At 60.1% G+C, this 26,873-nt stretch carries 21 protein-coding genes and 4 pseudogenes; 10 read left to right on the top strand and 15 right to left on the bottom strand.

The features are described from left to right. Positions 1 to 157 precede the first annotated feature (157 nt). A complete protein-coding gene (locus QM996_RS27355; protein WP_334197024.1) occupies positions 158 to 2,389 on the bottom strand; it encodes an adenylate/guanylate cyclase domain-containing protein in 2,232 nt (743 codons plus the stop codon). A gap of 204 nt (positions 2,390 to 2,593) precedes the next feature. Here QM996_RS27355 and QM996_RS27350 point away from each other — a divergent pair. After that, positions 2,594 to 2,937: pseudogene (locus QM996_RS27350) on the top strand (adenylate/guanylate cyclase domain-containing protein); the annotation flags it as partial. 556 nt (positions 2,938 to 3,493) lie between these two features. Here the strand turns inward: QM996_RS27350 and QM996_RS27345 are convergent. Continuing rightward, a complete protein-coding gene (locus tag QM996_RS27345) occupies positions 3,494 to 3,934 on the bottom strand; it encodes a MarR family winged helix-turn-helix transcriptional regulator (RefSeq protein ID WP_334197023.1) in 441 nt (146 codons plus the stop codon). Between the two features lie 148 nt (positions 3,935 to 4,082). On the opposite strand from QM996_RS27345, the gene QM996_RS27340 reads away from it, so the two are divergent. Next, complete coding sequence (locus tag QM996_RS27340; protein ID WP_334197022.1) at positions 4,083 to 5,879, top strand: chloride channel protein; 1,797 nt, start codon at positions 4,083 to 4,085, stop codon at positions 5,877 to 5,879. Positions 5,880 to 5,960: 81 nt separating this feature from the next. Here the strand turns inward: QM996_RS27340 and QM996_RS27335 are convergent. Together QM996_RS27335 and QM996_RS27330 are read right to left on the bottom strand one after the other, a co-directional pair. Then, positions 5,961 to 7,117, bottom strand: a pseudogene (locus QM996_RS27335) (Tn3 family transposase); the annotation flags it as partial. Next, entirely contained in the window at positions 7,027 to 7,596 is a 570-nt protein-coding gene (locus QM996_RS27330) for a PTS sugar transporter subunit IIA (RefSeq protein ID WP_334197021.1), read from the bottom strand. The gene QM996_RS27330 and the pseudogene QM996_RS27335, both read right to left, overlap by 91 nt. 465 nt (positions 7,597 to 8,061) lie before the next feature. Here QM996_RS27330 and QM996_RS27325 point away from each other — a divergent pair, with 465 nt between their 5' ends. The 3 genes from QM996_RS27325 (at position 8,062) to QM996_RS27315 (ending at position 9,891) form a co-directional block, all read left to right on the top strand. Next, positions 8,062 to 8,475, top strand: a complete 414-nt coding sequence (locus QM996_RS27325; protein WP_334198687.1) for a DUF5602 domain-containing protein — start codon at positions 8,062 to 8,064, stop codon at positions 8,473 to 8,475. 101 nt (positions 8,476 to 8,576) lie between these two features. Continuing rightward, complete coding sequence (locus tag QM996_RS27320) at positions 8,577 to 8,999, top strand: cupredoxin domain-containing protein (protein ID WP_500270407.1); 423 nt, start codon at positions 8,577 to 8,579, stop codon at positions 8,997 to 8,999. Positions 9,000 to 9,096: 97 nt separating this feature from the next. Beyond that, positions 9,097 to 9,891, top strand: a complete 795-nt coding sequence (locus tag QM996_RS27315) for a two-component system sensor histidine kinase NtrB (RefSeq protein ID WP_334197019.1) — start codon at positions 9,097 to 9,099, stop codon at positions 9,889 to 9,891. Here QM996_RS27315 and QM996_RS27310 read toward each other — a convergent pair. Continuing rightward, positions 9,888 to 10,739 carry a LysR family transcriptional regulator gene (locus QM996_RS27310; protein WP_334197018.1) on the bottom strand — a complete coding sequence of 284 codons (852 nt, stop codon included), beginning with the start codon at positions 10,737 to 10,739 and terminating at the stop codon, positions 9,888 to 9,890. The genes QM996_RS27315 and QM996_RS27310 overlap by 4 nt on opposite strands. Positions 10,740 to 10,928: 189 nt before the next feature. After that, positions 10,929 to 11,285, bottom strand: a pseudogene (locus QM996_RS27305) (DUF488 domain-containing protein); the annotation flags it as partial. Positions 11,286 to 11,407: 122 nt separating this feature from the next. Here QM996_RS27305 and fsa point away from each other — a divergent pair. The 4 genes and pseudogenes from fsa to QM996_RS27285 form a co-directional block, all read left to right on the top strand. After that, the gene (gene fsa / locus QM996_RS27300) at positions 11,408 to 12,064 is read left to right on the top strand and encodes a fructose-6-phosphate aldolase (RefSeq protein ID WP_334197016.1); all 657 of its coding nucleotides are present in this window, start codon (positions 11,408 to 11,410) and stop codon (positions 12,062 to 12,064) included. Between the two features lie 184 nt (positions 12,065 to 12,248). Beyond that, the gene (locus QM996_RS27295; protein WP_334197015.1) at positions 12,249 to 13,787 is read left to right on the top strand and encodes an FAD-dependent oxidoreductase; all 1,539 of its coding nucleotides are present in this window, start codon (positions 12,249 to 12,251) and stop codon (positions 13,785 to 13,787) included. 654 nt (positions 13,788 to 14,441) lie between these two features. Beyond that, positions 14,442 to 14,909, top strand: coding sequence for a GreA/GreB family elongation factor (locus QM996_RS27290; RefSeq protein ID WP_334197014.1), 468 nt, complete (start codon positions 14,442 to 14,444; stop codon positions 14,907 to 14,909). Positions 14,910 to 15,138: 229 nt separating this feature from the next. Then, positions 15,139 to 15,338, top strand: a pseudogene (locus tag QM996_RS27285) (hypothetical protein); the annotation flags it as partial. A gap of 229 nt (positions 15,339 to 15,567) precedes the next feature. On the opposite strand, the gene QM996_RS27280 reads toward QM996_RS27285, so the two are convergent. Continuing rightward, complete coding sequence (locus QM996_RS27280; RefSeq protein WP_334197013.1) at positions 15,568 to 16,350, bottom strand: universal stress protein; 783 nt, start codon at positions 16,348 to 16,350, stop codon at positions 15,568 to 15,570. A gap of 235 nt (positions 16,351 to 16,585) precedes the next feature. Here QM996_RS27280 and QM996_RS27275 point away from each other — a divergent pair, with 235 nt between their 5' ends. Beyond that, positions 16,586 to 16,819, top strand: coding sequence for a DUF6429 family protein (locus QM996_RS27275; RefSeq protein ID WP_334197012.1), 234 nt, complete (start codon positions 16,586 to 16,588; stop codon positions 16,817 to 16,819). On the opposite strand, the gene tnpC is transcribed toward QM996_RS27275, so the two are convergent. The 8 genes from tnpC to nirD form a co-directional block, all read right to left on the bottom strand. Continuing rightward, complete coding sequence (tnpC, locus tag QM996_RS27270) at positions 16,800 to 18,521, bottom strand: IS66 family transposase (protein ID WP_334197011.1); 1,722 nt, start codon at positions 18,519 to 18,521, stop codon at positions 16,800 to 16,802. The genes QM996_RS27275 and tnpC overlap by 20 nt on opposite strands. 45 nt (positions 18,522 to 18,566) lie before the next feature. Beyond that, complete coding sequence (tnpB, locus tag QM996_RS27265) at positions 18,567 to 18,920, bottom strand: IS66 family insertion sequence element accessory protein TnpB (protein ID WP_042779359.1); 354 nt, start codon at positions 18,918 to 18,920, stop codon at positions 18,567 to 18,569. Next, complete coding sequence (gene tnpA, locus QM996_RS27260; protein WP_291165244.1) at positions 18,917 to 19,288, bottom strand: IS66-like element accessory protein TnpA; 372 nt, start codon at positions 19,286 to 19,288, stop codon at positions 18,917 to 18,919. The genes tnpB and tnpA overlap by 4 nt, the downstream gene beginning before the upstream one ends. A gap of 897 nt (positions 19,289 to 20,185) precedes the next feature. Further along, entirely contained in the window at positions 20,186 to 20,389 is a 204-nt protein-coding gene (locus QM996_RS27255; protein ID WP_334197010.1) for a cold-shock protein, read from the bottom strand. A 1,737-nt stretch (positions 20,390 to 22,126) separates the two neighbouring features. Continuing rightward, on the bottom strand, positions 22,127 to 22,438 hold the full coding sequence (locus QM996_RS27250; RefSeq protein WP_334197009.1) for a hypothetical protein: 312 nt from the start codon (positions 22,436 to 22,438) through the stop codon (positions 22,127 to 22,129). Continuing rightward, entirely contained in the window at positions 22,438 to 23,907 is a 1,470-nt protein-coding gene (gene cysG / locus QM996_RS27245; protein WP_334197008.1) for a siroheme synthase CysG, read from the bottom strand. Before cysG ends, QM996_RS27250 begins: the two co-directional genes overlap by 1 nt. Beyond that, positions 23,879 to 26,533, bottom strand: a complete 2,655-nt coding sequence (locus tag QM996_RS27240; RefSeq protein ID WP_334197007.1) for a nitrate reductase — start codon at positions 26,531 to 26,533, stop codon at positions 23,879 to 23,881. Before QM996_RS27240 ends, cysG begins: the two co-directional genes overlap by 29 nt. A 2-nt stretch (positions 26,534 to 26,535) precedes the next feature. Beyond that, positions 26,536 to 26,871 (bottom strand): nitrite reductase small subunit NirD, encoded by a 336-nt coding sequence (nirD, locus tag QM996_RS27235; protein ID WP_334197006.1) that lies wholly within the window; start codon positions 26,869 to 26,871, stop codon positions 26,536 to 26,538. Positions 26,872 to 26,873: the final 2 nt, after the last annotated feature.

The raw sequence follows: 26,873 nt of genomic DNA, 5'->3' as shown, positions 1-26,873 counted from the left end.
GCCGCTCTTTCGCCTGCCGCTGGTCGCGGGTGAGGTGGAACTCTGTACTGGAATGGCGGCCGTCGGCTCTTCCGGAGAACGTAAAGCGATCGAGGACTGGGACTCCCATAAGCTGCGGCCGCCGGCCTCACCAAAGCCGAAATCCGTCCAGCTGAATTCACTGAACCTGCGAGAAGGTGAAGGCCATGTCCCCGTGGTACCAGACGAACTCGTTCTCCTTGGCGTTGAGCCCTCCGGGGTTCCGCAGCACCATGCCGCAGAGGTTGGCGGTCTTGCGCCACAGAAAACAAACCTCGTCCCCCTGAAATCGCATTTCCAAGTCGGCCATGCGGCCACCGCCGATCGAAGCCCAGCCCCCCGACAGCGTGCCTTTACCGTCGGTCGAAAAGGCTGCCTCGTGCACCTCGCCATAGTCCAGCACGCGTCCGCGCAGGCGATGTCCGAGAAACAGCGAGCGGATCTCGTCGGCTGTCAGCTTGTTCTTGCTGCTGAATTCGCCGCTCCGCATGCTCGCCGGCACGCCGGCGAGCCGTAGCCCCTGTAGGCACGCTTCTCGGTCCTCTTGCCTCGCGAGGTCCAACGGCGGGGCGGTTGAGATGGTGACGACGGTTCCACCTCGCCCGACGCTGAGCGCATTGTAGCGGGCGATTGCAGCCTCGGCTTCCGCACGGCGGCCAAGGAGCCCCGAGGCGGCGGCGAGGAGAAGAAACGAATTATCATCCTCGGGACTGAGCCTCGTGCTCTTCTCCGCTGCCTCCGCTGCCGCCTCATAATTCCTGAGGTTGAACTCCGTCAGGCCGAGGACGAACATGAAGAACGAAGGATAATGAGGATCGAGCCGGATGGCGGTGCGAATATGGGGCATCGCCTCATCCGGCCGCCCAGCGGAGGTGAGAGTGAGCGCCATCATCGCGTAGCTCCAGGAGTCTCCGGGGGCGAGCGCGATGGCTTCCTTGAATTCGACGAGCGCCTCTGCGTGCTGCCAGTCGGCTTCGGACAGGAGACCAGCAACCTGATGCGCCAAGGCCGTGTTGTGCCCCTGCGCGGTGCGCAGGTACTTCGATGCCTTGGCCCTCGCTTCAAAGCGCGAGATGCCCAGATGGTAATGCCAACGCCAGGCGTAAAGGCGCGCGTAGACCATGGCCGCCGCAGCATGAGCGCGTCCATAGGCAGGATCGAGCGCAATCGCCTCTTCGAAATACGGCACGGCCCTGACGGAATCCTCGGGTGTCATGCGCCGGTAGTGTTCCCAGCCGCGCAGGAACGCATCGAAAGCCGCAGGAGCCGTCGTTTCCTTACGACCTAAGGCGATTTCCTCGTCGGGCTGCAACCGCAGCGCCAGGGCATCGGCAATGCCGCCTGTCACCTCGTCCTGCAATGCAAAGACATCGGCGAGCGTTCCGTCGAATTTTCCGGCCCAGGCGTGTCCTCCACTTTGCGAGTCGACGAGTTGGGCATTGATCCGGAGTTGCTCCCCTGCGCGTTGCACGCTGCCCTCCAGGATATATCTGACCCCAAGTTCCTTGGACACTTGCTCGGCCGTCACCGCCTTGCCCTTGTAGGCGAAGGTCGAGTTGCGGGCGATGACGAACAAACCGGATATCTGGGCCAGTTCGGTGACAAGGCCGTCGGTCATGCCGTCGGCGAAATATTCCTGCTTGGGATCGTCGCTCACGTTGGCAAACGGAAGCACTGCGATCGACGGCTTGTCCGGCGGGGTAAGGTCCGAGGGTTGGATCAAGGCGGCTTCCACGGCCCGTTCCCAAGGCCGCCACCAAATCACACCGACAGCGACCACCACGAGCGCCACGGCGGCCGCCGCGAGCGCGACCCAGCGTTTCCTCCGGTATCGTTCAGAGGTTGCGTTCTCGGGACGACCGTCATCCAGCAAGAGGCGATAGGTCCGCACCGGCTTCTCGACGTGCTTCAGATGCTGTTCGCCGAAAAATTCAAAAGCGACCTCGAGGTGCTTTCCAAGGTGATCGTAAGCCGTGCCCGAGATGACGATCCCACCCGGCTTGGCCAGGCTCTGTAGGCGCTCGGCGATGATAACGCCATCACCCTGGATGTCGTCATCCTCGACGATAACGTCGCCGAGATTGATGCCGATACGGAATTCTAGCCTGTGCTCCTCGACGCCGCGGCTCTCGGACTTCGCTCGCTGCACCTCCACCGCACAGCGAACCGCCTCGACGACACTGTGGAACTCGACGAGCAGGCCGTCGCCCATTGTTTTGACCAAGCGTCCACCGTGCGCGGTGATCCTTGGTTCAAATACACTGTGCAGATCGGCCTGGAAGCACGCGCGAGCGCCTTCCTCGTCGGCTTGGCTAAGCAGGCCATAACCGGAGACGTCGGCAATCATGACGGCGGCGAGCCTGCGATCCATTGTCGTTCCGAATGGTCGAGGTCATTTCCGTCGTCATTCTATCCCAATAGCTTGGATTGCTAAATTAGAGCCTCGCTAGTGGGTCGCATTTTGCAACGGTCGCTCGATCTCGCGACTTTTGACCAAGACGCATTCGGGACTTGCGGTGCCTGCGCGCCCTCGAAGTGGTAGGATAAAGCTGGCCATCGGAAGGGCGGGCAGAAAATGGAGAGGCGGCTCACCGCGATACTTTCTGCCGATGTGGTCGGCTATAGCCGTCTCATGGGAGCGGATGAGGTTGGCACTCTGGAGCGGCTGAAGGCTTGTCGCCGGGAGTTAATCGATCCTGTCATCGAGGAGTTCCATGGTCGCATCATCAAGTTGATGGGTGATGGCGCGCTCGTCGAGTTCGCGAGCGTCGTGGACGCTGTTCAGTGCGCCGCCGGATCCAGCGGAAAATGGCCCGCCAGGGCCAGGGCATCACCGCGGCACAGCGAATTCAGTTCCGCGTCGGCATCAACCTCGGCGACGTCATAGTCGAAGGTGATGACATCTACGGCGACGGCGTCAAGGGAATCGATGGGACGGCGGTCTTTTCGGCCAGTCAGTGTCTGTTCGAAGATCGCAATGGTGACGTGTTTATGTCGACCTGCTCCCGGCACACGAGCCACGCCCAGCCTGGCACGTCAATTACGCAACCGGCTAAAGCGTCGATCGACCTCCGTCATCCAATTGCCGAGGTGGAACGAGAGAACAAAAAGGTCGTATCTCCACTCCAGGATGAGCAGTCTCAAGCTCATGCCGCCAGTCGCATGACCACGTGCGGCAAGTTGCGCACGAAGCAGATCCATTTTTGCCGTCGGCGAACAGAAGTCGAAGGGAATGTATCGCGATGATACGGAAACGGAGCCAGGGTCGCGTTTCCGTGGTGACGTGTCTTTATTCGAGAACATACTGAACTGCTCCTCATTTGGCGGAAAACAACCGACTGGAAAGGCACAACGTCGATCCCGCTCGGTGTAATATATATCGTAATACGATATAAATAAAGCGGAGCGGCTCCTTTGGGGAAACGGTCAACTTAGCACGTAGGTTGGGATGAGCAGGCCGCAGGCGCCTGAGTGGTCAAGGCTCCGAAGAAGGGCCCTTTGTCTGGAGATCGCCAAGTAACTCTATCAAGCGCGGAGCCATTTCACGGATCTCGGTCAGATGAATGGCGCTCAATCGCGTAAGGACGTCTTCCGCCTTACCAGTAAGCGCGAGCGTTTGACGTCGCTTGTCGTGCGAATCGGGCTCGCGCGTAACATAGCCTCCCCCCACGAGCCGCTCGACAAGTTCGGAAGCGGTGTGCCGCGCAACGACGAGGCGCTCGGACAAGTCCCCGACCGTCATGAGGGTTTCGCCGCGATGGCCTTTGATGGCTAGCAGCGCTTGATGCTGCTGACTTGGCAGCCCCTCGTGCTGCGCTGCCGACGTCGAAAATTCCGTAAAGCGGCGCAGGATGTAGCGCAAGTTGGCAAGCGCCTCGTAATCGGCATCGGTGAGTGCGTCTTGTTTCTTGGTCACAGACTTTGGCACCAGGAGTGTTTCACGGGCTATGTGCATAGCGCTCGCGGGACAAGCTGCCAACACCGACTTGATTTATATCGTACTACGATATATGTGCGCTGCGGGCGATCGCGCCCACTGTTCCACCGGCACAGCAGGTAGCTTGATGTTCCCGAAACTCTCCCGTCCGCACCAGCATGATTTCATGGGAGGTCTTGCGCGCCGTGAAGCCGGCGATTTCACCACCGACAGGCGCGTGCTCCTGTTGATCGGAATGGCGCTCATCGTCGGAACCGGGGGCGCCTTCGCGGCCTGGTTCCTAGTCAATCTAATATCCCTCGTCACCAACATCGTCTGGTTTGGTCGGGTGAGCACGCAGGAGGCGCGGATAGCCGACGTAATCTTCTCACCCTTGATGGTGTTGATCCCGGTGGTGGGTGGGCTCGTCATCGGCCTGATGGCGCGCTTCGGCTCGGAGAAGATCCGCGGGCACGGTATACCGGAAGCGATAGAGGCCATCCTTATCGGCGGCAGCCGTATGTCGGCAAAGGTCGCCGTATTGAAGCCGCTGTCGTCAGCCACTTCGATCGGCACGGGAGGACCTTTCGGGGCGGAGGGGCCGATCATCATGACCGGTGGCGCCATCGGTTCGCTGTTTGCCCAGTTCTTCCACATGAGCGCAGCAGAGCGAAAGACCTTATTGGTGGCAGGGGCGGCGGCCGGCATGACGACAATTTTCGGCTCGCCTGTCGCAGCCGTCATGCTTGCGGTCGAACTTCTTCTATTTGAATGGAAGCCGCGTAGCTTCATTCCCGTCGCGGCCTCAACTTGTGTTGCCATCTCCTGGCGCCCGCTATTGTTCGGCGCTGGACCGCTGTTCCCGACGCACTTCCGGGCCGACCTTCCCTGGTGGGGGATCCTGCTTTGTGCCGGGGTGGGGATGGTTGCCGGTCTCCAATCCGGCTTGCTGACGACCCTACTCTACAAGATCGAGGATCTGTTCGAGCGCCTCCCGATCCACTGGATGTGGTGGCCGGCGCTGGGCGGTCTTGCAGTTGGCCTTGGTGGCCTGATCGAACCCCATGCTCTCGGTGTCGGTTACGATGTCATTGAAGGTTTGCTTAAAAACAGCCTGCCAACCTCGACCGTGGTCGCCATCCTCTTGGTGAAGGCCACGATCTGGCTGATCGCTCTCTCGTCCGGTACATCAGGCGGTGTGCTGGCGCCCTTGCTGATCCTTGGAGGCGCACTCGGATGGCTGACGGGCTTGATGCTTCCGGGAGACCCGGGGTTCTGGGCGCTTCTGGGCATGGCGGCGATGATGGGCGGCACGATGCGCGCGCCGCTGACGGGAACGTTTTTCGCCATCGAGATTACCGGTGATCTCAGCGCGCTCATTCCCCTGCTGGCCACCACGATTGCCGCTTACGGGGTGACAGTCCTTCTGCTGCGGCGTTCGATCCTGACGGAGAAAATTGCCCGCAGGGGACAGCACATCAGCCGGGAATACGGGGTCGACCCCTTCGAGTTCGCACGGGCTCGCGATATCATGGTCAGCACCGTCGATACCTTGCCGGCGACCATGTCGGTGGCGGAGGTATGTGCATATTTTGCCGTGGCGGACGATGCTCACCGGACCTATCCGGTGGTTGACGCGGCTGGGGCGCTTGTCGGCATGGTTTCGCGTGCAGACGCGCTTCGGTGGCAGCGAGGTCCTGACATTGGCCCCGATCTGCTGGCAGACAGGGTATCGGACGCCTCGATCCCGATCGGGCATCCGGACGACACCGTTGGTCACATCGCGGACATCATGATTATGACCGACTCGGCGCGGATCCCGATTACCGATCCCGTCTCTGGAAAGCTCGTCGGCCTCGTCGCCCGCAAGGATCTGCTCCGCCTCAGGCAATCCCACAAATCCGCTGAACTGGAACGGCGACCATACCTTGGTAGGATGCGATAGCGGCGTTGATTAGTGTCTGACCAGGCGCTTGTACCCTGGTTGCTTGCAGAAGGTGGGGGTGTTTGCGGGAGGGGCGATATGCTACCTTAAGGGCGGCCACCGATATTCTCCGGTGAGCGTTATATGCTCCCATCCGAGCGGCGACACGTGAGGCAGGAGCCCGAGGTCGATCTGTTCGCCGCTGGCGATTTGCTCGGCGACGATTTCGCCGAGCTTCCATGTGTTCCAATAGATGATGATGGCGGTGAGGAGGTTGAGACCGGCAATTCGGTGTTGCTGTCCCTCGGACGACCGGTCTCGGATTTCGCCGCGCCTGTTGAAGTTGACCGCGCGCTTGAGGGCATGGTGGGCCTCGCCCTTGTTCAACCCGATCTGCGCTCGACGCTGCAAATCAATGTCGCTCAGCCAGTCGAGCATGAAGATCGAACGCTCCAGGCGGCCGACTTCCCTGAGCGCCAGCGCCAGGCTGTTTTGACGCGGATAGGCGGCGAGTTTCCGAAGAATCTGACTTGGCACGACGGTCCAGGCGGCCATGCTGGCGGCGAGCCGCAGGATATCGGGCCAATTTTCGCGGATCAGCCGAATGTTGATGCGGCCGCCGATCAGCGGCTGAGGCGCGTGAGGCACCTGATCAAGAGCGGGAACGTCCGGCAGATCGCGGATTCTCGGCGCAAACCGGAAGCCGAGAACGGAGCAGATGGCAAGAACATGATCCGTGAAGCCGCCGGTATCAGCATAATGCTCGCGGATTTGCCTTCCAGTATCGTTCTGCAGCAGACCATGTAAGGCGCTTCGTGAGCGGTCGCGGGAATGATCTGGGTCGAATAGGGAGCGTATTGATCAGAGAGATGGCTGTACGCCGAATGACCCGGCTCGTTGCCTTACCGGGCATTGACGACACTCAATGCTTCACCGGTCGAACCTGCCGGAAAGTGCTGGCCATCCGAGGACGATGTCGTTCCGCCGCCCCAGAAGCCGGCCATCGGCAATTGCGACTGCGCCTCGACGATCATCGCAAGGGCGCGTGCCGTCGTCTCCTCCCTGACGTGCCATTTGCCGATCCGCAGCAACTCCCAGAAAGTGTGGGCGTCGCAGGCGTCGGCCATCTTCCTGAGATCCAGGTTGACGCCATCGGCGAGCAGAACGGTCATGACGCCGATCCGATCGCCGCAGGCAATCCCCGTGCGGAGATCCGTAGAGGCATCGGTGAAGCGCAGCTTTTGATCGACCTCAATGAGGCACCGGCGCGCGACGGAATGTCGTTGATCGACCATGCCTCGCTCTGCAGGATCGCCATTACCTCCTCGGGTGACCGGGCCCGCCGGAGCCCCTCCCGGATCAGCGGCGTCCGCACCAGCCGAAATAGTTGCGATAGTGCGGGCAAGAAGGTGCAGGCCTCAGAGCGCGGCCAAAGCAGAGTAAAGACTAGATCGACGGGATCGAGGTCGGGACTCTTGAAATCGATCGGAGGAGCCAGTCGCGTAAACGATGCTACGGGCGACGAAATCGTGCGCAGCAACGCGTGCGGGACGGCGATGCCGCGACCAATGGCGGTCGATCCGAGTCTTTCCCGCCGCCAAATGCCCCGGAGAACCACCCGATCATCGACACCGGTTCGCCGCGCGATTCTTACAGCGATCTTGGAGAGCGCCGAGTGCTTTCCCTTTGTCGCAAGATCAAGAGTCACGTCGTCTTTCGACAGATTTCTGAAGATCATCACGGTCGCCTCTCAGCCGAATGCGCGCGACCGTGAGCGAAGTGCGTTCGGCACTCCGTCTGTGGCGGTCTCGCGTTGAGTTGAAGAACTGGCTGCCCCGGACGCAAAGCCCAGTAAGGTTCGCGTCCGGGCTAGAGGCCTGCTTTGAGGCGTTGGGGCTCTCTCTGGGTCACGGGAATATTCATAATAACTCAAACATGGGGGCGGAATTCTTGAAATCAAGCGCACTGCCACGAACGTTGACCGAGATACATCCGTGGACACCTCCCGTTCAGTACTTCCCGCAACCACAGGCGGTGAAGCCGGAAACTAGGAAGAATGCAGAAATACTGCATTGAAGTGCCAGTTTATTTCATTGGACTAATATTGCCGCCAAGTTCTTCAATGGCTGCGCGCGACAGGTCGTACGAACAGCCGTTGACCGCGGAATTGCCGCGACCTCGCTTTGAAAAAGGATCTCCTCCGATGAAAAAACTCTTCCTCGTACCTGTTCTGACACTGGCCAGCTCCGTTTGTGCGATTGCGGCGGATGAAGTCACAAAAGCGCCGCCAGCCGCGCCCTATCAGCAGGTCAGCAAGCTGGTGAAGTTGCCCGATTTCCTCCCAGGCATGGGACAGCTCTTCGTTGACCCGGCGACATTGCCGGCCGGTCCGTTCCTCGCATATGATCATGACGGAAAGCTTGTCAGCACGATCTATATGCTGCCGACCAAGGATCTCAATCCGGACAAGTCATTCGACAACCTCGCAGCGCCCGGCGGCAACGTCGACCATGTCGACGTTTACTACAATGCCGGCCATCCAGGCGTGGAAGAGCCACATTTCCACGTCGTCCTGTGGCATGTTGCAGCGGCCGACGAAGCGAGCGTCGCCAAATGAGGGTCGCGCGCCGTGAAGTGTTGGGCCTATGGGGCGGGCTCGCCGCCGTCCTTTCCCTGTCCCAGCGGGATGTGTGGGCCGAAGAGGTCGTGGAGATCAGGATGCAGGGGCGCGCCGATGGCTCGCATGTCTGGTTCGACCCGATCGGTGTTCTGATCAAGCCGGGTCAGATGGCCCGCTGGACCAACTTCAATCCTGGCAATTCACATACGACGACCGCCTATCATCCAGCAAACTTCGGGAGGCCGCTGCGCATTCCAGTATCGGCAAAATCCTGGGATTCAGGCTATCTCCTGCCGGATGAGAGCTTTTCGGTAACCTTCACCGAGCAAGGGGTTTATGACTATTATTGCGTTCCCCACGAGCAGTCTGGAATGGTCGGCCGCATCATAGTCGGCGAACCGCAAGCGCATGGCGGCTGGATGGATGCGGTCGCTGGTAGAAGCGGCCTACCGGATGAGGCCCTCAAGGCGTTTCCGACCGTCGAAGAAATAATGGCAAAGCGGACTGTCCGCCGAGTTTAGATAGCGCGCCGCGCGTTGCGGCGGTAACACGGGCGAATAATGAATACGTTGGAGAACCGGAATTTCCGGACGACGTCGGAAAGCATGAGGGTCTATCATGACAGACATGGCGTTCCGAGAAGAGTTATTGGTGCACCAGCAGGCGGAGAGCAGCGGCGGCACACAGACTGCCAAACAGAACGAACGGGCAATCCGCCGGCTTGCTTCCTTGGGCGAGATGACCGGCGGCATTGCCCATGATCTCAGAAACATCCTAGCCGTTATTGACTCCGGACTGAGACTCGCCGAACGAAAAGCCGACCGGCCGGAGAGCGTGCGCGCCTATATCGCGGCGGCGCGCGAAGGCATCGATCGGGGCGTCGAATTGACCTCCCAGTTGCTGGACTTTGCAGACAATAAGGAGCCCGGTATCCAGGCACGTGACTTGAATGAGCTTGTCAACTCTTCCGAGCCATTCCTCAAATATGGGGCGGGACCAAACATCCGCATCAGGCTCGAGCTTGGTTCCGATGTCCCCAAGTGTCTAGTCGATCCGACGTTGTTCGATACTGCCGTTCTTAATCTTGTCCTCAACGCTCGGGATGCTATGCCAGGCGGCGGCGAGATTTGGATTGGAACGGAGCGGCTCGTGGACGCGGATTGTGCAGCCGGCCAGCCGGGAACCTACGCCCGCCTCCGCGTCAGGGACCACGGCTGCGGCATGTCGCCGGACGTTTTGCAAAAGGTGCTGGACCCGTTCTTTACGACCAAGGGCGAGAACGGCACCGGCATGGGATTGGCGCAGGTGAACGCGTTCATGCGGATGGTCGGGGGCCGTCTGCGCATTTCCAGCGAGCGCGGGATCGGAACCACAGTCGATCTGCTGTTTCCATTGCCCGAGGCTGCCACTTAGGCCTCGAGGTTGCCTTCGGAGATCGCGCGCAAACCCGCAAGGGCAGGTCCCACGACACTCTCATCGGTGTTTGCGGACCTCACCGAGTAAACCGGATAGGAGTATTGCGGCATGTCGGGTACGAGGTGGAGCTCACCGGCAGCCAGATGCGGTTCCACCGCGCTCATCCTGAAATAGCCCGAGCCGCCGCTCGCGAGAACATAGCTGAGCGCCAGGGGACCGAGATCGAAAGAGAGGTCCGGTGCGACCTCCGGGAAATTCAGGTCGTGTTGCCGCCCAAAATCCGGCCCCCAATCCATGTAGACGTAATTCACCTCGTCAAGGCGCTTCGCTTCAGGATCGGTCGTCACAAGCACGAGCTTTTCTTCCATCAGCAGGTCGATTCTCAGGCCGGGGCGATGCTGGGGAGCGTACATGATCGCTACATCGACCATTCCCGAGGCGACCTGATCGATGAGATCCTGGGGCACGTCGACATGGACTCGAAGCGCGATATCGGGAAGAAACCGACGAATCCAACTAACCCAGTGGAGCAGCAGCGGTTGCGCAAGGGTGACTTCACTGCCAACCGTCAGCACCGCTCGGCGGCCTGCCGGCACTTTGACCTGTTGACGGGTGCGCTGCCATAACTGGACGAAGGTCGGGGCGTGGCGCAGGAACTGCTCGCCTGCCGGCGTCAGCGACGCGCCACCTTTGTTCCGAATGAATAGCGGCCGGCCAAGCAGTTGTTCGAGGTGACGAATCCGCGCGCTGACCGTCGTCTGACCAACATTCAGGCGCTCGGCGGCTCGAATAAAACTTCCTGTTGAAACTATTTCCAAGAAAGTACGGGCGAGCTCAATGTCCATTTTAGTATAGCATGAAAGTTGCGCTTAATTGTCAATCAAATTCGTTTGCTAAATACTAGCCGAGCCATAAGCTTGGGTGGAATCCAGCAGTCCTAGCGCTGCATACTGCGAAGACAGCGGGCCGACGCGGTGCGGTTGGCTGGTCATGGACGCGCCGCGGGCGACCCTCACGTCAACTGGTGGGCGTCCCAAGAGCTCCCTGAGAACGACGGCATCGTTGTGCATCTCGTCGTGCGCCGCATAGACGAGTATGACCGGACCTTTAAGCGCCAGGTTGCGCAACCGATCAAATTCCTCGCGATGCTCCTCGATCTCCTCGACATACCGCCGGCGGAATTCCGCCCACCGGGAGGGATCGTGAGCGAACCATTTTCGCAGCTCGGTGCTTGGCGCCAGTTCCTTCGCCCAATAATCGATTGCTGCGTCGGCCTTCCTCACTCCGCGCGGCCACAGCCGATCAACCAAGACACGCGTGCCGTCACTGTCCGTAGGACTCTCATAGGCACGCTTCAGCTTGACGTCCTTTCCGGAGATTTTGGCGCTCACGCACGTCGCTCCCTGCTGCCCTACCTTCACAGAGGTAGGGCACGCGAGCACATCTGCTACGCCCAAATCACTTCGGGAATGGCGCCGCCACTGCATCACGCGACTACGCCGGGAGAAAAACGATGAAGTTCTTTGTCGATACAGCCGACATTGCCGAAATCCGCGAGCTTACCGCCGCAGGCGTCGTCGACGGAGTGACGACCAATCCCTCGTTGATTGCAGAGACCGGCCGACCGATCCGGGAGGTTATCAAGGAGATCTGCGAGGCGATCGAGGGTCCGGTCTCAGCGGAGGTCGCCGCAACTGAGTTCGACGGGATGGTCGCCGAAGGGGAGCGGCTGGCCAGCATAGCCGCCAATGTGGCCGTCAAGGTGCCCTCGACGTGGGATGGGTTCAGGGCTTGCCGGGCTCTCAGCGAACGCGGGCTGAAGGTCAATGTCACGCTCTGCTTTTCAGCGAACCAGGCGCTGCTCGCGGCAAAAGCCGGTGCGGCCTATATCTCGCCATTCGTCGGCAGGCTGGACGATCTCGGCCTGGATGGCATGGAGGTCGTCCGGGAAATCCGGGCGATCTACAACAACGACAAATCCTTCACGACGGAGATTCTGGCGTCATCAATCCGCACGCCGCTGCATGTCACACGAGCCGCAATGGCAGGCGCCGATATTGCGACCGTGCCACCGGGAGTGCTTATGATCCTGGCCAAACATCCGCTCACCGAGAAGGGACTGGCGGCCTTCCTCGCCGACTGGAGCAGGACGGGGCAGGCCATCCTTTAGATGTCCTGTTGCCGAACCAATGAGCTATCCAGCAGAAAATCTGCACTCAACGGATGATTAAATTCGTTTGCTTAACAGACGCGGCGGCCACAAACTGGTCGGTGAGATCAAAGGCCACGACCCGCAGAGGTCGCTTTCAGCCCTCGCAACGGCTGCTATCACGATCGCCAAGGAGGAGAAACCAATGGCTGCTGAGCCTACAAGCATGGTTGGACCTGATCTGGCAGAGGGCATCAGACTTGCCGATCTTCCTGACGGCAGCAAGCTGGTCGGCCATTGCGGCGATGCGCAGGTGCTGCTTGTGCGCCGCGGGGCTGAGATTTTCGCGGTTGACGCGCATTGTACGCACTACAACGGTCCGCTCGGCGAAGGACTGGTGGCCGGCGACACCGTCCGCTGTCCATGGCATCACGCGTGTTTCAGTTTGCGAACCGGGGAGGCCTTGCGCGCACCCGCCTTCACGCCGCTGGCATGCTGGCGGGTGGAGGAGCGTGACGGCTATATCTTCGTGTTGGGCAAGCGCAAGCGAGCTGAGCCGACAACAAGCGAGCGTCCTGTCGAGGCAACGCCCGAGAAGATCGTAATCGTCGGCGGCGGCGCGGCCGCCTTTGCTGCCGCGGAAATGTTGCGGCGAGAGCAGTATCGCGGCAGCATTGTCATGCTCAGCGACGACGAGGCGGCGCCTGTCGATCGGCCGAACCTTTCAAAGGATTATCTTGCCGGTAAGGCGCCGGAGAGCTGGGTCCCGCTACGGGGGGAGAGCTACTATTCCAAGAACCAGATCGACCTGCGCCTTCGGACGCAAGCGGTTCGCATCGAGCCGCAGACCCGCGAGGTCGTCCTCACTGGCGGAGTCTCCGTCCCTTATGACAGGTTGCTGCTCGCGACCGGTGCAGAGCCGGTTCGCCTGACGATTCCGGGTGCCGACCAGCCCCATGTTCACACGCTGCGCTCGCTCGTCGACTGCCGAGCCATAATAGAGAAGGCCGCGATGGCTCGTCGGGTGGTCGTGCTTGGAGCGAGTTTCATCGGCCTCGAAGTCGCCGCAGCCCTGCGCGCTCGCGGCATCGAAGTCCATGTCGTTGCACCCGACAAGCACCCAATGGGGCGGGTCTTGGGTCCGCAGTTGGGCGATTTCATTCGGACCCTTCACGAGAAGAACGGAGTCATTTTCCACCTGGAGGAGACTGCAAGCAGCATCAGCGAGAGCGAGGTAAAACTGCGCGGCGGCGATATCCTGGTCGCTGACCTCGTGGTCGCCGGCATCGGTGTGCAGCCGCGGACAAGACTTGCTGAAACGGCAGGGCTGGCAACGGAGCGCGGCGTCGTCGTGAATGGTTTTCTGGAAACCAGCGAACCGGAAATCTTCGCGGCCGGTGACATCGCGCGCTGGCCCGATCCTCATAGCGGAGAGAGCGTTCGCGTCGAACATTGGGTGGTCGCCGAGAGGCAAGGGCAGACCGCGGCGGTCAATATGCTCGGCCGGCGCGAGAAGTTTGATGCCGTGCCGTTCTTCTGGAGCCAGCACTACGACGTCAGAATCAATTATGTCGGTCATGCGGAACGGTGGGACGAAGTCATGGTCGAAGGCGACATAACCGGCCGGGACTGTCTGCTTCGCTTCAAGCGCGACGGCCGCGTATTGGCTGCCGCTTCGATTTCCCGTGACATCGAAAATCTGATGATCGAGGTGGCAATGGAGCATGAAATGGTTTCCTGCTGACGATCTAGGTGCGCCAAATCCACCACCGCAGCGAAGAAAGGAGCTCAACGATGTCAACATCGGCCGACCGCAATCCGGCTCCTGGCGTGCGTAAGAATGCGCCCCCTATGCGTTATTCACGGCCAATCATTTTTATCGACGAGATCGCCAGGCAAGAGCCTCCTGGCACGTCCACCTCGGTCGATATCTTCTCGCACGATGGCAACAAATGGTACTGTCAGGTCCGTTGCGGCCAACGGAAGACCCAGCCGATGGGGCCATTTACCAAACGACGAGCGGAGCGGGTTCAGGAGGCCCGTAGGACGCGCATCGCGCAAAAGGGAACCGCTTGGCTCGTCTTCGAGCGAAGCGGAGAGGATTGGTGATGACGCAAATTGAGCGCGTTGTAGTGAAGTGGCCCGAGTGGTCGCGCCACTTCCCGAAAGGCTGCGTTGAGTGTGGCAACGCAGCGCTGACATCGACTGTCTATCGTCTACCAGCTGCAACGGACGCGGATTTCGTCCTGTTTTCTCAACGATTCCCGCGTCTCGGGGCTCAAGGCGGTAGCTCCACATCAGGACCGTGAGCCCTGGCGCCAGTACGACCCAGCAGTCGGGGAAATCGAACCGAGATCCAGTTGTTTTTCCGGAGCAAATCTGCTCCGAGGAGCTTGCCATGAGCGATCGGCTTCAGTGTTATCTAACAGTAAACGACCATGCGGTCCTCAGAGAAATACTTGATCAGCGTCCGCGGGACAGCGCTTACGGCCGATTGCTCAGAAGAAAGCTAGCGCAAGCTGAAATCTGCTCCCCCCAAAGCGTCCCCAATGATGTCGTGACGATAAACAGTCGCGTAACCTTCTGCGTCGATGCAGGTGTGCCGAGAACAGCCAATCTGGTCCGCAATGAGAGCCAGGACTTTCCCAATTATACCGTTTCTGTAGGGTCGCTTTTGGGGCTGGGGCTGCTCGGCTTGAGAGCAGGTCGGGCAATTGCCGTGGAAACGGAAACGGGCGGCTTACAGAAGATCAACGCAATCACGATTGCCTTTCAAGCCCTTGCGCTTCCAGGCACCCCAATAGTGATCACCTCGACGCTGTTGTCGCCAAGGATCTGTTGGGATCGCAGTCCGGATGCTGCCTAAGGATGAGGGAGGCCGAATGAACCAGGTTGATATCCAGAAATGCAGAACCTACCGTGGACCGATCGAATCCAAGCCACATCATCCTCGCGACTGACTTCAGCGCAAGATGTGACCGAGCACAGGAACGCGCAGTCCAGCCAGCGATCGAGTGGAACGCCAGCGGGAGTGGGAAAAAGGTTGGGGGTAAGAAATTTCGGGTAAGCAGGTGCCTTTTCTGAAACGGCACTCGTTGGCGTCGCAATTAAAGATGATCATCTCGGTCGAGCTTGTTGGCATTGACGGCGTGTCGCAGCGTTGCGAAATTGCCAAGGTCGGCCGGTCTCTCGAGGGGCCAGTCTCAACGATTTTGACCTCTCCCTCGAAGAAGCCAAGGAGATCCAGCGGCGCCTACAACAGGAATTGACGCAGTTTCAGACGGATCAAGCCGCCGTTGTTGGTTCATGCCCTCTCTCCTCCGTACGGTCGCCCTACGATGGACTGGCGACCCGCACTACGTTTTGGAACGACCTCTTGACGGTGCAGGACAGCTGGAGAAGAAGATAGTTCGTCGGCTGATGCGCAAGCCGCGCAATCGCCAACGCGCTAGGCCACGCGTCATGGTCACCGATAAGCTCATATCGTTAGTCTCTGCGTCGCATTCTGGCCGATCAACCGCGGCTCAGTGGGACATCAGTACCGGCATGGAAATGTTGCTCAGCAGAATTTTGGTCACCCCGCCGAACACGGCTTCAGAAAAGGGCGAGTGACTGTAGGCCCCACACACAATAAGGTCGGCATCTTCCCGATCAAGGTTAGCAAACAAAGCGCTGGTCATATCCGTTTCGCCGCGGTCGCGCCAACCTGCCAAAGTGACGTTGGCGCCGTGGCGTTCCAAGTGCGCTTTCATATCCTGAACGTCTTCGTTGTCATCACTGTAGTTGGGAGCGAACATGAACAGATAGACCCTCTGCGCCGCTTTCAAGAGTGGCAGGGCATCGTGAACGGCGCGGGTTGCCTCGCGACTGAAATTCCAGGCGACAACAATGTTAGTCCCGATTGGTTTTTCACCTGTCCATCCAGCGGGGAGCACCAACATCGGAACCCCTGCGCTCAGCAGCACGTCCTCCGGGACGGCCGAATTGGAGAGGCGGCTGTCGTCGGGGTTGGTTTGCGTGGCGACCAGGAGGTCGGCGCAATGGGAAAACAGTTCCTCCGACGTCCGCGCATCCGGCGGGGCCTTTCGATATTTGAAATCGACTTTCATTCCCCGCAGTGCTGTCACAAATTGCTGTTGAATGGCGAGTGCAGCATTGTGGCTCTCTCCGTCAAAAGCCGCCTTCGTGCTTATGTCGACGCCGATGAGCCTCGCATTGTATCTTGTAGCGAGATCGGCCCCAGTACGGACGCGTCCGGCGGTATTTGGCCCCGCATCCAGATATACAACGATATCTTGAAAGGACATGGTCTTCTCCGATCGAAAGTCGACCCCGCTCCGAGACCTGCGTCATCAACCAACAGGCAATCTGCGGTCAATCGCATCACCTCCCAATTCAACGTTGGCTGTGGTTGAAGGTTCCCGAGGCGTGCCATTTGGTCTTTAAAAGGACATCTGACACAACGACCTGGCGATCGAGAAGTCCGTATCCATCCGAGCAGGGCCGCAGGATTTTGAGCGCCGCGCGTGGTAATGTCGGCTCATGGAGATCGATGAGGACAAGATCGACGATGCGGTTTTGGCGCTGTTATGGCTGACGCTGCACAACGAGCGTTGCGCCTGGAAGGGCTTCGACTGGGCAACGACGGATAGGCTTCACAAGAAGGGCTTGATCGCCGACCCAGTCAACAAGTCGAAGTCATTGATCCTGACCGATGAAGGCCTGGAGCGTTCGCAAGCGTTGTTCCGGGAGCTGTTTACGCGGCCGCCGCAATAGCCGTCCCTTGGTGTGTCTTCCATTGCCAAGGCAACAGTTCGTGCAGGCGGGAGGCGGGAAGATCGGCGATGCGGGCGAACACATCGGCGAGCCACGCCTTTGGGTCGACGTCGTTGAGGCGGCAGGTCGTGATGACGGAGAGCATGATGGCGGCTCGATCGGCCCCACGCTGGGAACCGGCGAAGGTCCAGTTGCGGCGCCCGAGTGCAATTCCTCTCAGCGCGCGCTCGGCCGCATTGTTCGTGAGACAAATCCGGCCATCTTCGAGGAAACGGGCAAAACCATCCCAGCGCTTCAGCATGTAATCGATCGGCTCGATCACCTCGGACGATTTGCTGAGCGTGGCGCGCTCCCCTTTCAGCCACGCGTGCATGTCGTCGAACAGCGGCTTGCTCTTTTCCTGCCGCGCGGCCAACCGTTCCGCGGCGCTCAATCCATTGATGTCGCGCTCGATCTCAAACAGCGCGTCGTACCGTTGGACGGCCTCCAGGGCGATCGGCGAGATCGGCTTGCCCTTGCGGTTGTGGTCGCGGGCATTTTTCTGGATGTCGGCCAGTTCAAAGAATTTGCGCCGCGCGTGCGCATGACAAAAGGCGAAGGTGATCGGTACCGCTTTCTTTTCGGCGACACTGAGCGGCTCGAAGCCATTGTAACAATCACTCTGCAGAATGCCGCCATACTCGGCCAGGTGCTTCTGCGGGTGCTCGCCGCGGCGATCGCTCGAAGCATAGTATACCGCCGCCGGCGCTGCCGCGCCGCCGTAGGACCGGTCATCGCGCACGTAGGTCCATATTCGCCCGGTCGTGCATTTGTCTTTGGCCTGGATGGGAATGGTGGTGTCGTCGCCAAAAAGCCGCTCGGCCGCGAAGACATGCGCCTCGATCAGTTCAAAGATCGGCAGCAGCGCGGCCGTTCCATACCCGACCTGGTCGGCCAGCGTCGAGGTCGAAAGCTCGATGCCCTCGCATTTGAACCGGGTGCTCTGACGGTTGAGCGGGCTATGCATGCCAAACTTATCGAACAGGATCGTCGCCAGCAGATGAGGACCGATGAAGCCGCGCGGCGTCGCATGGAACGGCGCCGGCGACTGGCTGATCGCCTCGCAGTCGCGGCAGGTAAATTTCTCCCGCACCGTCTCGATCACCTTGAACCGGCGCGGAACCTCCTCGAGCGTCTCGGTGACGTCCTCGCCCAGTTTCGACAGGCGCGACCCACCGCAGCAGGCACAGGTGACGGGGGGATCGATCACCACGCGCTCGCGCTCGATATCCTCCGGCCACGGCTTTCGGAGCGGCCGTTTGCGCGTGAACGAACGTACGCTCGCGGTCTTGGCGGCAGCCGCCTGCGCTGCGGCTTCATCCTCCGTCGCCGCCATCACCAGTTCTTCGAGCTGCAATTCCATCTGGTCGATCAGGCGCGCCGTGCGCTCGGATCGCCGACCGCGCAGTTCGCGCTTCAGCTTTTCGATCGCCAGTTCCAGACTGGCAATCAAGGCCTCACTGTCCGACAGCATGGCCTGCGCATTGGCGGCTTGCGCCACCGCAATGTCCCGTTCGGCGACGACGGTATCGCGCTCGGCGACGACGGTATCGCGCTCGGCAACAACGACATCACGTTCAGCCTGCAACATCTCACGCTCGGAAAGCAGCGCCAGATAGGCGCTCGCAAGGTCCGCAGGAAGATCCACAGGCTTCGAGGTCATGAAGCCATTCGATCAGATTCACTCAATATTTTCAATGTAATAATGCTATCCGACCCGTGTCGGACGCCAGGTTTCCTGCGGATTGCGCCAGTCGATCCCGGACAACAAATACGACAATTGCGCCGGTGAGATCGCGACCGCCCCGCCCTCCATATTCGGCCAGATAAACCGGCCCTTCTCCAGTCGCCGGGTAAAAAGGCAGGCGCCCAGACCATCATGCCAGATGATCTTCAAAATATCCGATCTGCGCCCCCTGAAGACGAAGAGATGCCCTGACAACGGATCATGCTGCAGAACCTCCTGCACCCGAAGCGCCAGGGAGGGAAAGCCACAGCGCATGTCCGTATAGCCCGTCGAAAGCCAAACCTTGACCCCTGTTCCCATCGGAAACGGATTCATCGCAGCGCCTCCAGTCCACGCAAGACCCGAAGCAGCGCTTCAACGTCGACATCGCGGTCCACGATCACACGGCGACCATTGGCGCTGACAACCTCCATACGGCCGGCGGTCGGCAACGACCCTGCTGCCGGCTTTACCTCTGGAGCAAGCAGCGCCGGGACAAAGCCGCCGACAGGCGACGCAGCATCCAGTTGCCACGCTCGCGCGAGCCGGCGCCATTCATATAACTGCGAACGCGATATTCCATGTCGCCGCGCCGTCGTCGCACACAAACCAGGTTCCGAATAACTCTCCGCGACAATCTGGAGCTTCATCTCTTTGCTAAAACGACGACGCCGACCCGTATCGACAATCTCAACTCGATCCATAGCTGCACTGTCCTTATTGACGTCAATAAGGACAGTCGTTGCCAAATCCGACAATTCCTACAAGGCGGCCCACCTCGGATGCGTACAGAAGTCCGGAGAGCGTATTAGCTGCGCTCGATTCCGTTGATCGCCGTCCGATCCATATTCGCTACCGCTCTTTCGACGTCATGAGCACGATCGCCGCCCGAGTCATCGATAAGTTAAATACACAACAATGCTGCCGAAAACCTGCGCGAGTCCAAGGACGATGCAGGTACCGATCAGGACCGGCTTCCACCAGGGTTTGGTCCAGTTGGTCTTTGCGCTCTGTATTTTAAAGATTACTTTGCTCACATGGCTCGGCAATTGCCGCTCCTCGCGGCAAAAGTGTGGTCAGATCAGATAAGCCGATCAGGCTCGATGAGGGATAAAGCAGAGGCTCCGGAGTTGCTTCCATGATCATCAATGGTGAAGCGGTCGTTCTCGATTAGCAGGGGCCGGTCAGATTTCAGGTTGCTGCAGCGCGCGGTCGGCAAGAAACCGAGCTTGCACGAGCCGAGTGAGATAATTTTCTATGCCTTCGACCTCCTCTAACTCGGCGGCGACGGTTTGCGATCGCGGCCGTTGGCGGAGCGTCGGCGCAGGCTCGAGCCGATTGTCGCCGGCAGGACTGGCGCGTTTCGCTTCTCGGCGGAGGCGCACGCCGACGGCGCCGAGTTCTCCCGCGCCGCGTGTGAGCTCGGCCCCGAAGGCATCATCGCCAAACGCCGGGATGCGCCATATTGATCGGGCCGTCGGCCGGAAACCTCCTGCTCCAAACTTGAACGCTTCAAAACAAGCTGAGCGTGGTTTGCTGACCTCCGCTTCGAAGGTCAGCGCGTTCTTCGTTGGATAAGGGCCCGCGACAGTCGTCGCAGCTCAGGCCGACCTGACATTTTCGGCTCGCGATTTTCCCGTCTTACGGTCCTGGCCAAGGTCGTAGCTGACCTTTTGACCGTCTCGAAGCGGACTGCCGCCTTCAACCGCGGACACATGGACAAACACGTCCGTTCCGCCGTTCTCAGGTGAGATGAAGCCGTAACCCTTGTCCTGATTGAAAAACTTAACGGTACCAATTGCCATCATCATCCTCGTTCACTGTGGGGCTTTTGCATGCGTGCGGGGCCTATTCACCCTCTTGGCTTGCCGCAATCATGCAAACGGGTGAATTTCGATCCGTTGCGTTGTGTAGAATAAGCAACCCCTAAAAGTAGGGGGAACAAAAGTAGCCGGGACCAGAACGAAGGCGCAACCATGCCGTAGTTCCAATCGTGACGACCACAACAAAAAGTCGAGTAATTTTGAAAGGAATATCGCCGCCAATGCCAGCCTCTTCTAGAACGGTCGCGCCCAATTGTACCCGCGTTCGTGGCCTTAGCTGATACCGGGGTAGCGGTAACTGTTATCCAAGCAGGAAGCAACCAGGATGCTTAGCGGCCTTCACCCCTGCTCGTAGCCACAGCACACCCGAGAACCTCTGCGGCGTCCTTGGCTCTCGGTCTTGTTGATGAGGCATACCCGAGAGCGCTGGGTCGCTAGGGGCCGGGTCGCGCTCCGCGGTCACTTGGCGCCAGTGACGGGGGCTGTCCGATTCAGTTTGCGCTCCAACAGCGTGGTGGCTGGGTTTGAAATGAGGCCCCCAGAATTTTCAAGAGGTGCCCAAGGCGTGGATGCGCCGTCCACCAGGGAATCTGAACTCGTGCGAGATCCCGGTTTAACACTCAGACGCGCGGTTATGACGTCAACGCGAGGGCGACAAGCCAAGCTGCCAAGGCAATCAAAAGCCAGAGCCGGGCGTGCTTATACCGTCGACGTCGGGCGCCTTCCCAATCGTAGGACATGATGTTCCTTCTCTCGGGTGCGTACAATGCACGATTGTAATGGGCAGTGAAAGCGATTTCTGACATGTGCGCAGCGCAACTAACGGTGTCGGCTGGTAAGTCCGCAAGTCGGCCGAACTCCGCACCATATGGAGGAAAGGAGTCCGGCTTTTGATCCCCGTCGAGATTATAGATCTTCGACAGTAAGCAAACCAACGAGGGCACAAGGTGTTCCGCGCGCGCCACGACAAAGGAGCCCAAACTCCACCCGACGTCGGTGGGACCATGGGAAGCTTAGCAGCGCGTGTGTTCTGAAGGTTATAAAAGAAATGGCCCCGCCGGGGGTACGACGAGGCCGCTTCTGGCTTCACTCAGGGGTGGTAAAGCCTGCCAGCGTTTGACCCCCGAGCGAGAGCAGGGGATCGAGAGTACGAAACGTGCTCAGGGGGAAAAGGTTCCGATACCTGGGATCCGGAAAAATGGCCCCTGAAGGGACCAGGCGCCAACAGTGAGCATGTACCAAGCATGTCCCTTCTCGGGATGAGCGAACAGCCTGTGAAGCCCCGGTATCCGCAACATATGGGCGCAATTGTCGGAGCCGACATAGTTTATACAGCACTCGAAGGAAAACTCGGCGGGCGGGAACCACTTTCAGCTTTCAAGGCGTATACCCATGACCGAGCCTTACCAACCCCGCTGCCAGCGGCGGCGCACATGACCTCGACGGGCAAAAAATGGCCCCGAAAGGCGACAAATGGGGCCAAATGCAGCGTGTGCTGTGCTCGCCGCCCCAGCAGGAGAAAGGGAGTGCCGGAGCCCGTTCTGCAAAACGGCAACCCAAGGAGGAGCCACGATCGCTTTGATTTTCTTCCCCCTCAACGTGACGACTGGTAGCTCGACAGTCTCATGCCATGATACTCCGGCACGTCCGAGGTTCAGGGCGAAGGTCGAAAAGGAGTGCATTCTCCTTGACCGGCAAACTCTTTGACTAACGCGCGGCTTAAGGTGCGGGGAGAAACGGCAGATACGCAGCGAGGCTGATCGCAGATAGAGCTACGGTTACCCCGGCGGGCTGTCTCTTCAGGGTCGAGCCGATGAGCACGCCGGCCGCCACGATCAGGAATCCCAGCCATAGGGTGTTGTCAGCGAACGCTAGCCCTAAGGCCGACAGACTGATGGCGGTGGCGGCCGTGGTCAGTGGCGTGGCCGCAAGCGCGGCGCTTGACTCCGCGCGAAAAATGCACGCGAACCGGTTCCAACTGAGGCTGATCGCGAGAACGAGGAATGCCGGCGAATTCACGTCCAGTTCCATCAGTGAAATCCTACTGCCCGGACCGGAACCTGGGCGATATCGCTGGCATCGATGACCTCATTTCCGCGAGCTGCCAAAGCCTCGCCCACGGCGATGAGGACGGGGCTTTCGTAGCCGATCTTCTCCATGCCGCTGGCAAGGTCCGCGAGGTTGCCATGCCATTCCCGCTGAGTGGCCCGGCTGACGTCGCTTACGACGATCACCCTAGTAGAAGGCTGCAGGCCCTCGCTGATCAGCCGCTCGGAAATGAGCGGTGCTGTCCTGCCGCCCATGTAGAACACTGTTGTCGTACGGGGATCGGCGACGGTCGTCCAATCGATGTCGGCCGGCCGTCCGCCGTGACGGGAATGGCCGGTGATGAAGCGTACCGATTGGGCGTGGTCTCGGTGAGTGAGCGATATCCCGAGGCACGAGGCCATGGCGCTTGCAGCCGTGATACCGGGGATAACGTCGACTGGAATGTTCTCTCGATCAAGATGGGCGATCTCTTCGCCAGCGCGCCCGAAAATCATCGGGTCGCCGGACTTGAGGCGGACGACGCGCTTGCCAGCCTTGGCAAACGCCAACATTGTCGCGTTGATGTCTTCCTGTTTGCAGCTCTCACGACCACCGCGTTTGCCCACCAGCATGCGTTTGGCCTCGCGGCGAGCAAGTTCCAGAGCCTCTCCGGAGACAAGATCATCAAACAGGATCACGTCGGCCGCTTGAAGGGCGCGGACGGCTTTTAGTGTTAGCAACTCGGCGTCGCCCGGACCGGCGCCCACGAGTGTGACGCGGCCGACGGCGCCGGCAGTGCTGCGGATCCGATCTGCGTCTGCTAATAGACCAGGCATTGTGTCCGCATTCGGCTCGCCAGTGCCGAAGGCTCGATCAACAAAACGCTCCCAGAAGTTTCGGCGCTGAACCGAGGTGAGGGTTTCCGTCACATAAGTTCGAACGGACTGCGCGAGTTCAGCCCAGGACTTGAGGGACTGCGGTAGGAGGGTTTCGATCCGCCGGCGGATAGCCTGACCAAGGATCGGAGCAGCACCATCGGTCGAGATGCCGATCACAACGGGCGAACGGTTGACAATCGAGCCGAACTTGAACTGGCAGAACGCGGGCTTGTCGATAACGTTGACGGGAATTCCGGCGGCTACTGCGCGATCGTGGAAGGCACGCGCCTCCTCTTCGGTCTCGCAGTCGCCCACGGCCAAAGCAAAGCTCTTGAAATATGCCGTCTGCCACGGCGCATCGTGGTAGACAAACTGGTCAAGCTTCTCCTGGAAGACCTCGGCAAGCTCGCTGGCTGCGCAAAAGACATGGACCTCTGCGCCGGCTGCTGCCAGGAGTTCAGCTTTCCACGCTGCTCCATCGCTGCCGCCGGCGACCAGAACGGATTTTCCCTTGAGATCGAAGAACACCGGTAGCGAAGCGAGCGTAGCGATACGCTCCTTTCGATCACTCTGCAGCTTGACGGAGGCAACCATCGATAATCCCTTTGATTTCGACGCGGCAGGAGCCGCAATTGGTTCCGGCATTGAGTTGCTTGCCGACCGCTTCGACCGTATGGCAGCCGCTGGCGACCGCGCCCACGATCTGATTGACGCCGACCGAAAAGCAGGAGCAAACCGTTGCTCCGGGGTCCATCTGATTTGCTCCCGGCCGACCAGCAAGAACCGCTACGCGTGCCCGCATCGTCTCTAATGGGACGCTGAGTTGTTTCACGGCCCAGTCGCGCGAGACGCCGACAGGTTCCGGCGCGGCATAGAACGCCAGCAGCAGCTGTTCGCCGTCGAAGAAGCCGTGGCGCTGCTGTTGCGTGGGGTTGTCGGCATAGGCGAGATGTTCACCGCGATCCCAAAGACCAAAGGTATCGCGGCACCACGTCTCGATATCGTCAAGCGGCGTGTCGAAGCCGAATTCCACGCGCCAGCCGGCTTCCGCCTTGGCAATTGCCCAATACGGCGCATTCAGTCTCTCGGGTCGTGAGGCAACAACGGCAAAACCGTAGTATGGGATTTCGGCCGGTCTGACCTTGACGCCAATATTCTTCAGCGCAGGCTGGCCGGAAACGGGGTCTGTGCGTGGTGCGAGCAAGGCATCCACGCGCGCGTTGGCCGCATACTCGTCATTCCAATGCATCGGCACGAAGACACTGCCACGCGGCTGTCGCTCCGTGATCAGTCCGCGCAGCACAACGGAACCGAAGGCGTTCTCCAGCTTCACCAAACCAGCCTTGGGAATCTGGAGTTCGGCGGCGTCGGCCGGGTTGATTTCGACGAATGGTTCGGCGAGATGCGACGAGAGGCGCGCTGCCTTACCGGTGCGGGTCATGGTGTGCCACTGGTCGCGGATGCGCCCGGTATTGAGAACGAAGGGCATGTCCTTGCTGGTACGCTCTTCGCGCTCGGACCTTACGGCAATGAATCTCGCCTTGCGGTCGGGTGTGTAGAACTGACCACCGGCGAAGAAGCGCGTGGCGCTCTCGAGCGTGCCGGCGCGATGGGGCCATTGGAACGGTGTCATAACCTCGAAGGCATCAGATGAAATCCCGGCTTTCGCGCCTATGTCGAAGTCGCGGGTGCCGTCGTTTTCGAAGGCTGAAAGTTCAGCATGCTCGACGAAAATTTCGGCGGGACTTGTATAATCGAAGCCGTCAAAGCCCATGCGCTTGGCGACCTCCGCCATCTGCCACCAGTCCGGTCTTACTTCGCCGGGCAGATCGAGGAAATTGCGCTGGCGGGAAATTCGCCGCTCGGAGTTGGTGACGGTTCCGTCCTTCTCACCCCAACCGGCTGCAGGGAGCAGCACATGGGCGAGGGCAGCAGTATCGGTGTTCTTTTGGATGTCGGAAACGACGACGAAGGGGCAGTTGCGGATGGCTTCTCGCACCCGGTCGGCGTCCGGCATCGAAACGACCGGATTGGTGGCCATGATCCAGAGCGCCTTGATGCGCCCATCGGCAACGGCCTCGAACATCTCGACAGCCTTGAGTCCGGGCCTTGCCGCGATCGTCGGGGATCCCCAGAAACGCTGCACGCGATCGCGCGCGGCATCGTCTTCTATGTTCATGTGGGCGGCGAGCATGTTGGCGAGACCGCCGACCTCGCGGCCGCCCATCGCATTGGGCTGACCGGTCAGCGAAAAGGGCCCCATGCCCGGCCGGCCGATGCGTCCGGTTGCCAGATGACAGTTGATGATCGCATTGACCTTGTCGCTGCCGATCGAAGACTGGTTGACGCCCTGGCTGTAGCAGGTGACGACCTTTTCTGTCGTTTCAAACAGACGGTAAAAGGCCAGCAATTCGGCGATCGATAGACCTGTTTCCGCCGAGATATCCGACAGGCTCCGGATTTGCGCTGCTTCAAGCGCATCCTGGAAGCCAATCGTATGGGCCGATACATAGTCGCGGTCGAATATCGAGGATCCGGCGAGATGCGCGAGCAACCCGTTGAAGAGGGCAACGTCGCCGTCGCTCTTGATCATCAGGTGCATGTCCGCGAGATCGGCACTGACGGAGCGGCGAGGATCGATAGTGACGATCTTCAGGTCTGGTCGGCTTTGTCTTGCCGCCTGAATGCGCTGGTTGAGGACGGGATGGCACCAGGCGAGGTTCGAACCAACAAGAACGATCAGGTCAGCGAGTTCCAGATCCTCATAGCAGCCGGGAACCGTGTCCGAACCGAAGGCGCGCCGATGGCCGGCGACGGACGAGGCCATGCAGAGCCGGGAATTGGTGTCGATGTTGGCCGAGCCGATGAAGCCCTTCATCAGCTTGTTGGCGACGTAATAGTCTTCGGTCAGCAACTGCCCGGAGACATAGAAGGCGACCGAGTCCGGCCCGTGCTCGGCGATCGTCTGCGCGAAGCGCGCGGCGACGAGATCGAGCGCCTCGTCCCAGCCGGCCTGCTTGCCGCCGATCTCCGGATGCAGCAGCCGGCCGTCGAGGTCGAGGGTCTCGGCCAGCGCCGAGCCCTTGGAGCAGAGCCTGCCGAAGTTGGCGGGATGATCGGTGTCACCGCGAACAGAGACGGCGCCATCCTCGGTGACCGTTGCAATCACGCCGCAGCCGACACCGCAATAGGGACAGGTGGTCTTGGCCTCCCGCTCCATGGCTATTCCGCCGCAATCAGCAGGCTTTCGAGCGCGATGTAGAGCGCGCCGCCGTCGATGCGCACCGGGATGGTGCGCACCGCGCCTTCGTCCGCCCCGAGCGCCTTGCCGGTTTCGAGCGAGATCACCCAATTGTGCAAGGGGCAGGTCACTGCCGCGCCGTGGACGATGCCCTGCGACAGCGGCCCGCCCTTGTGCGGGCAATGGTCCTCGATGGCGAAGACCTCGTTTTCGGCGGTGCGGAACACGGCGATCTTGCCTTGGGGCGTCTTCACGCAGCGCGCGCCCCTCAGCGGAATGTCGGAGATGTCGCCGATCGGATGCCAGTTCATGTCCATCA

The organism is Sinorhizobium chiapasense (assembly GCF_045277575.1).
Lineage (GTDB): Bacteria > Pseudomonadota > Alphaproteobacteria > Rhizobiales > Rhizobiaceae > Ensifer > Ensifer chiapasense_A.
This window is presented reverse-complemented; position numbering and strand designations above follow the sequence as displayed.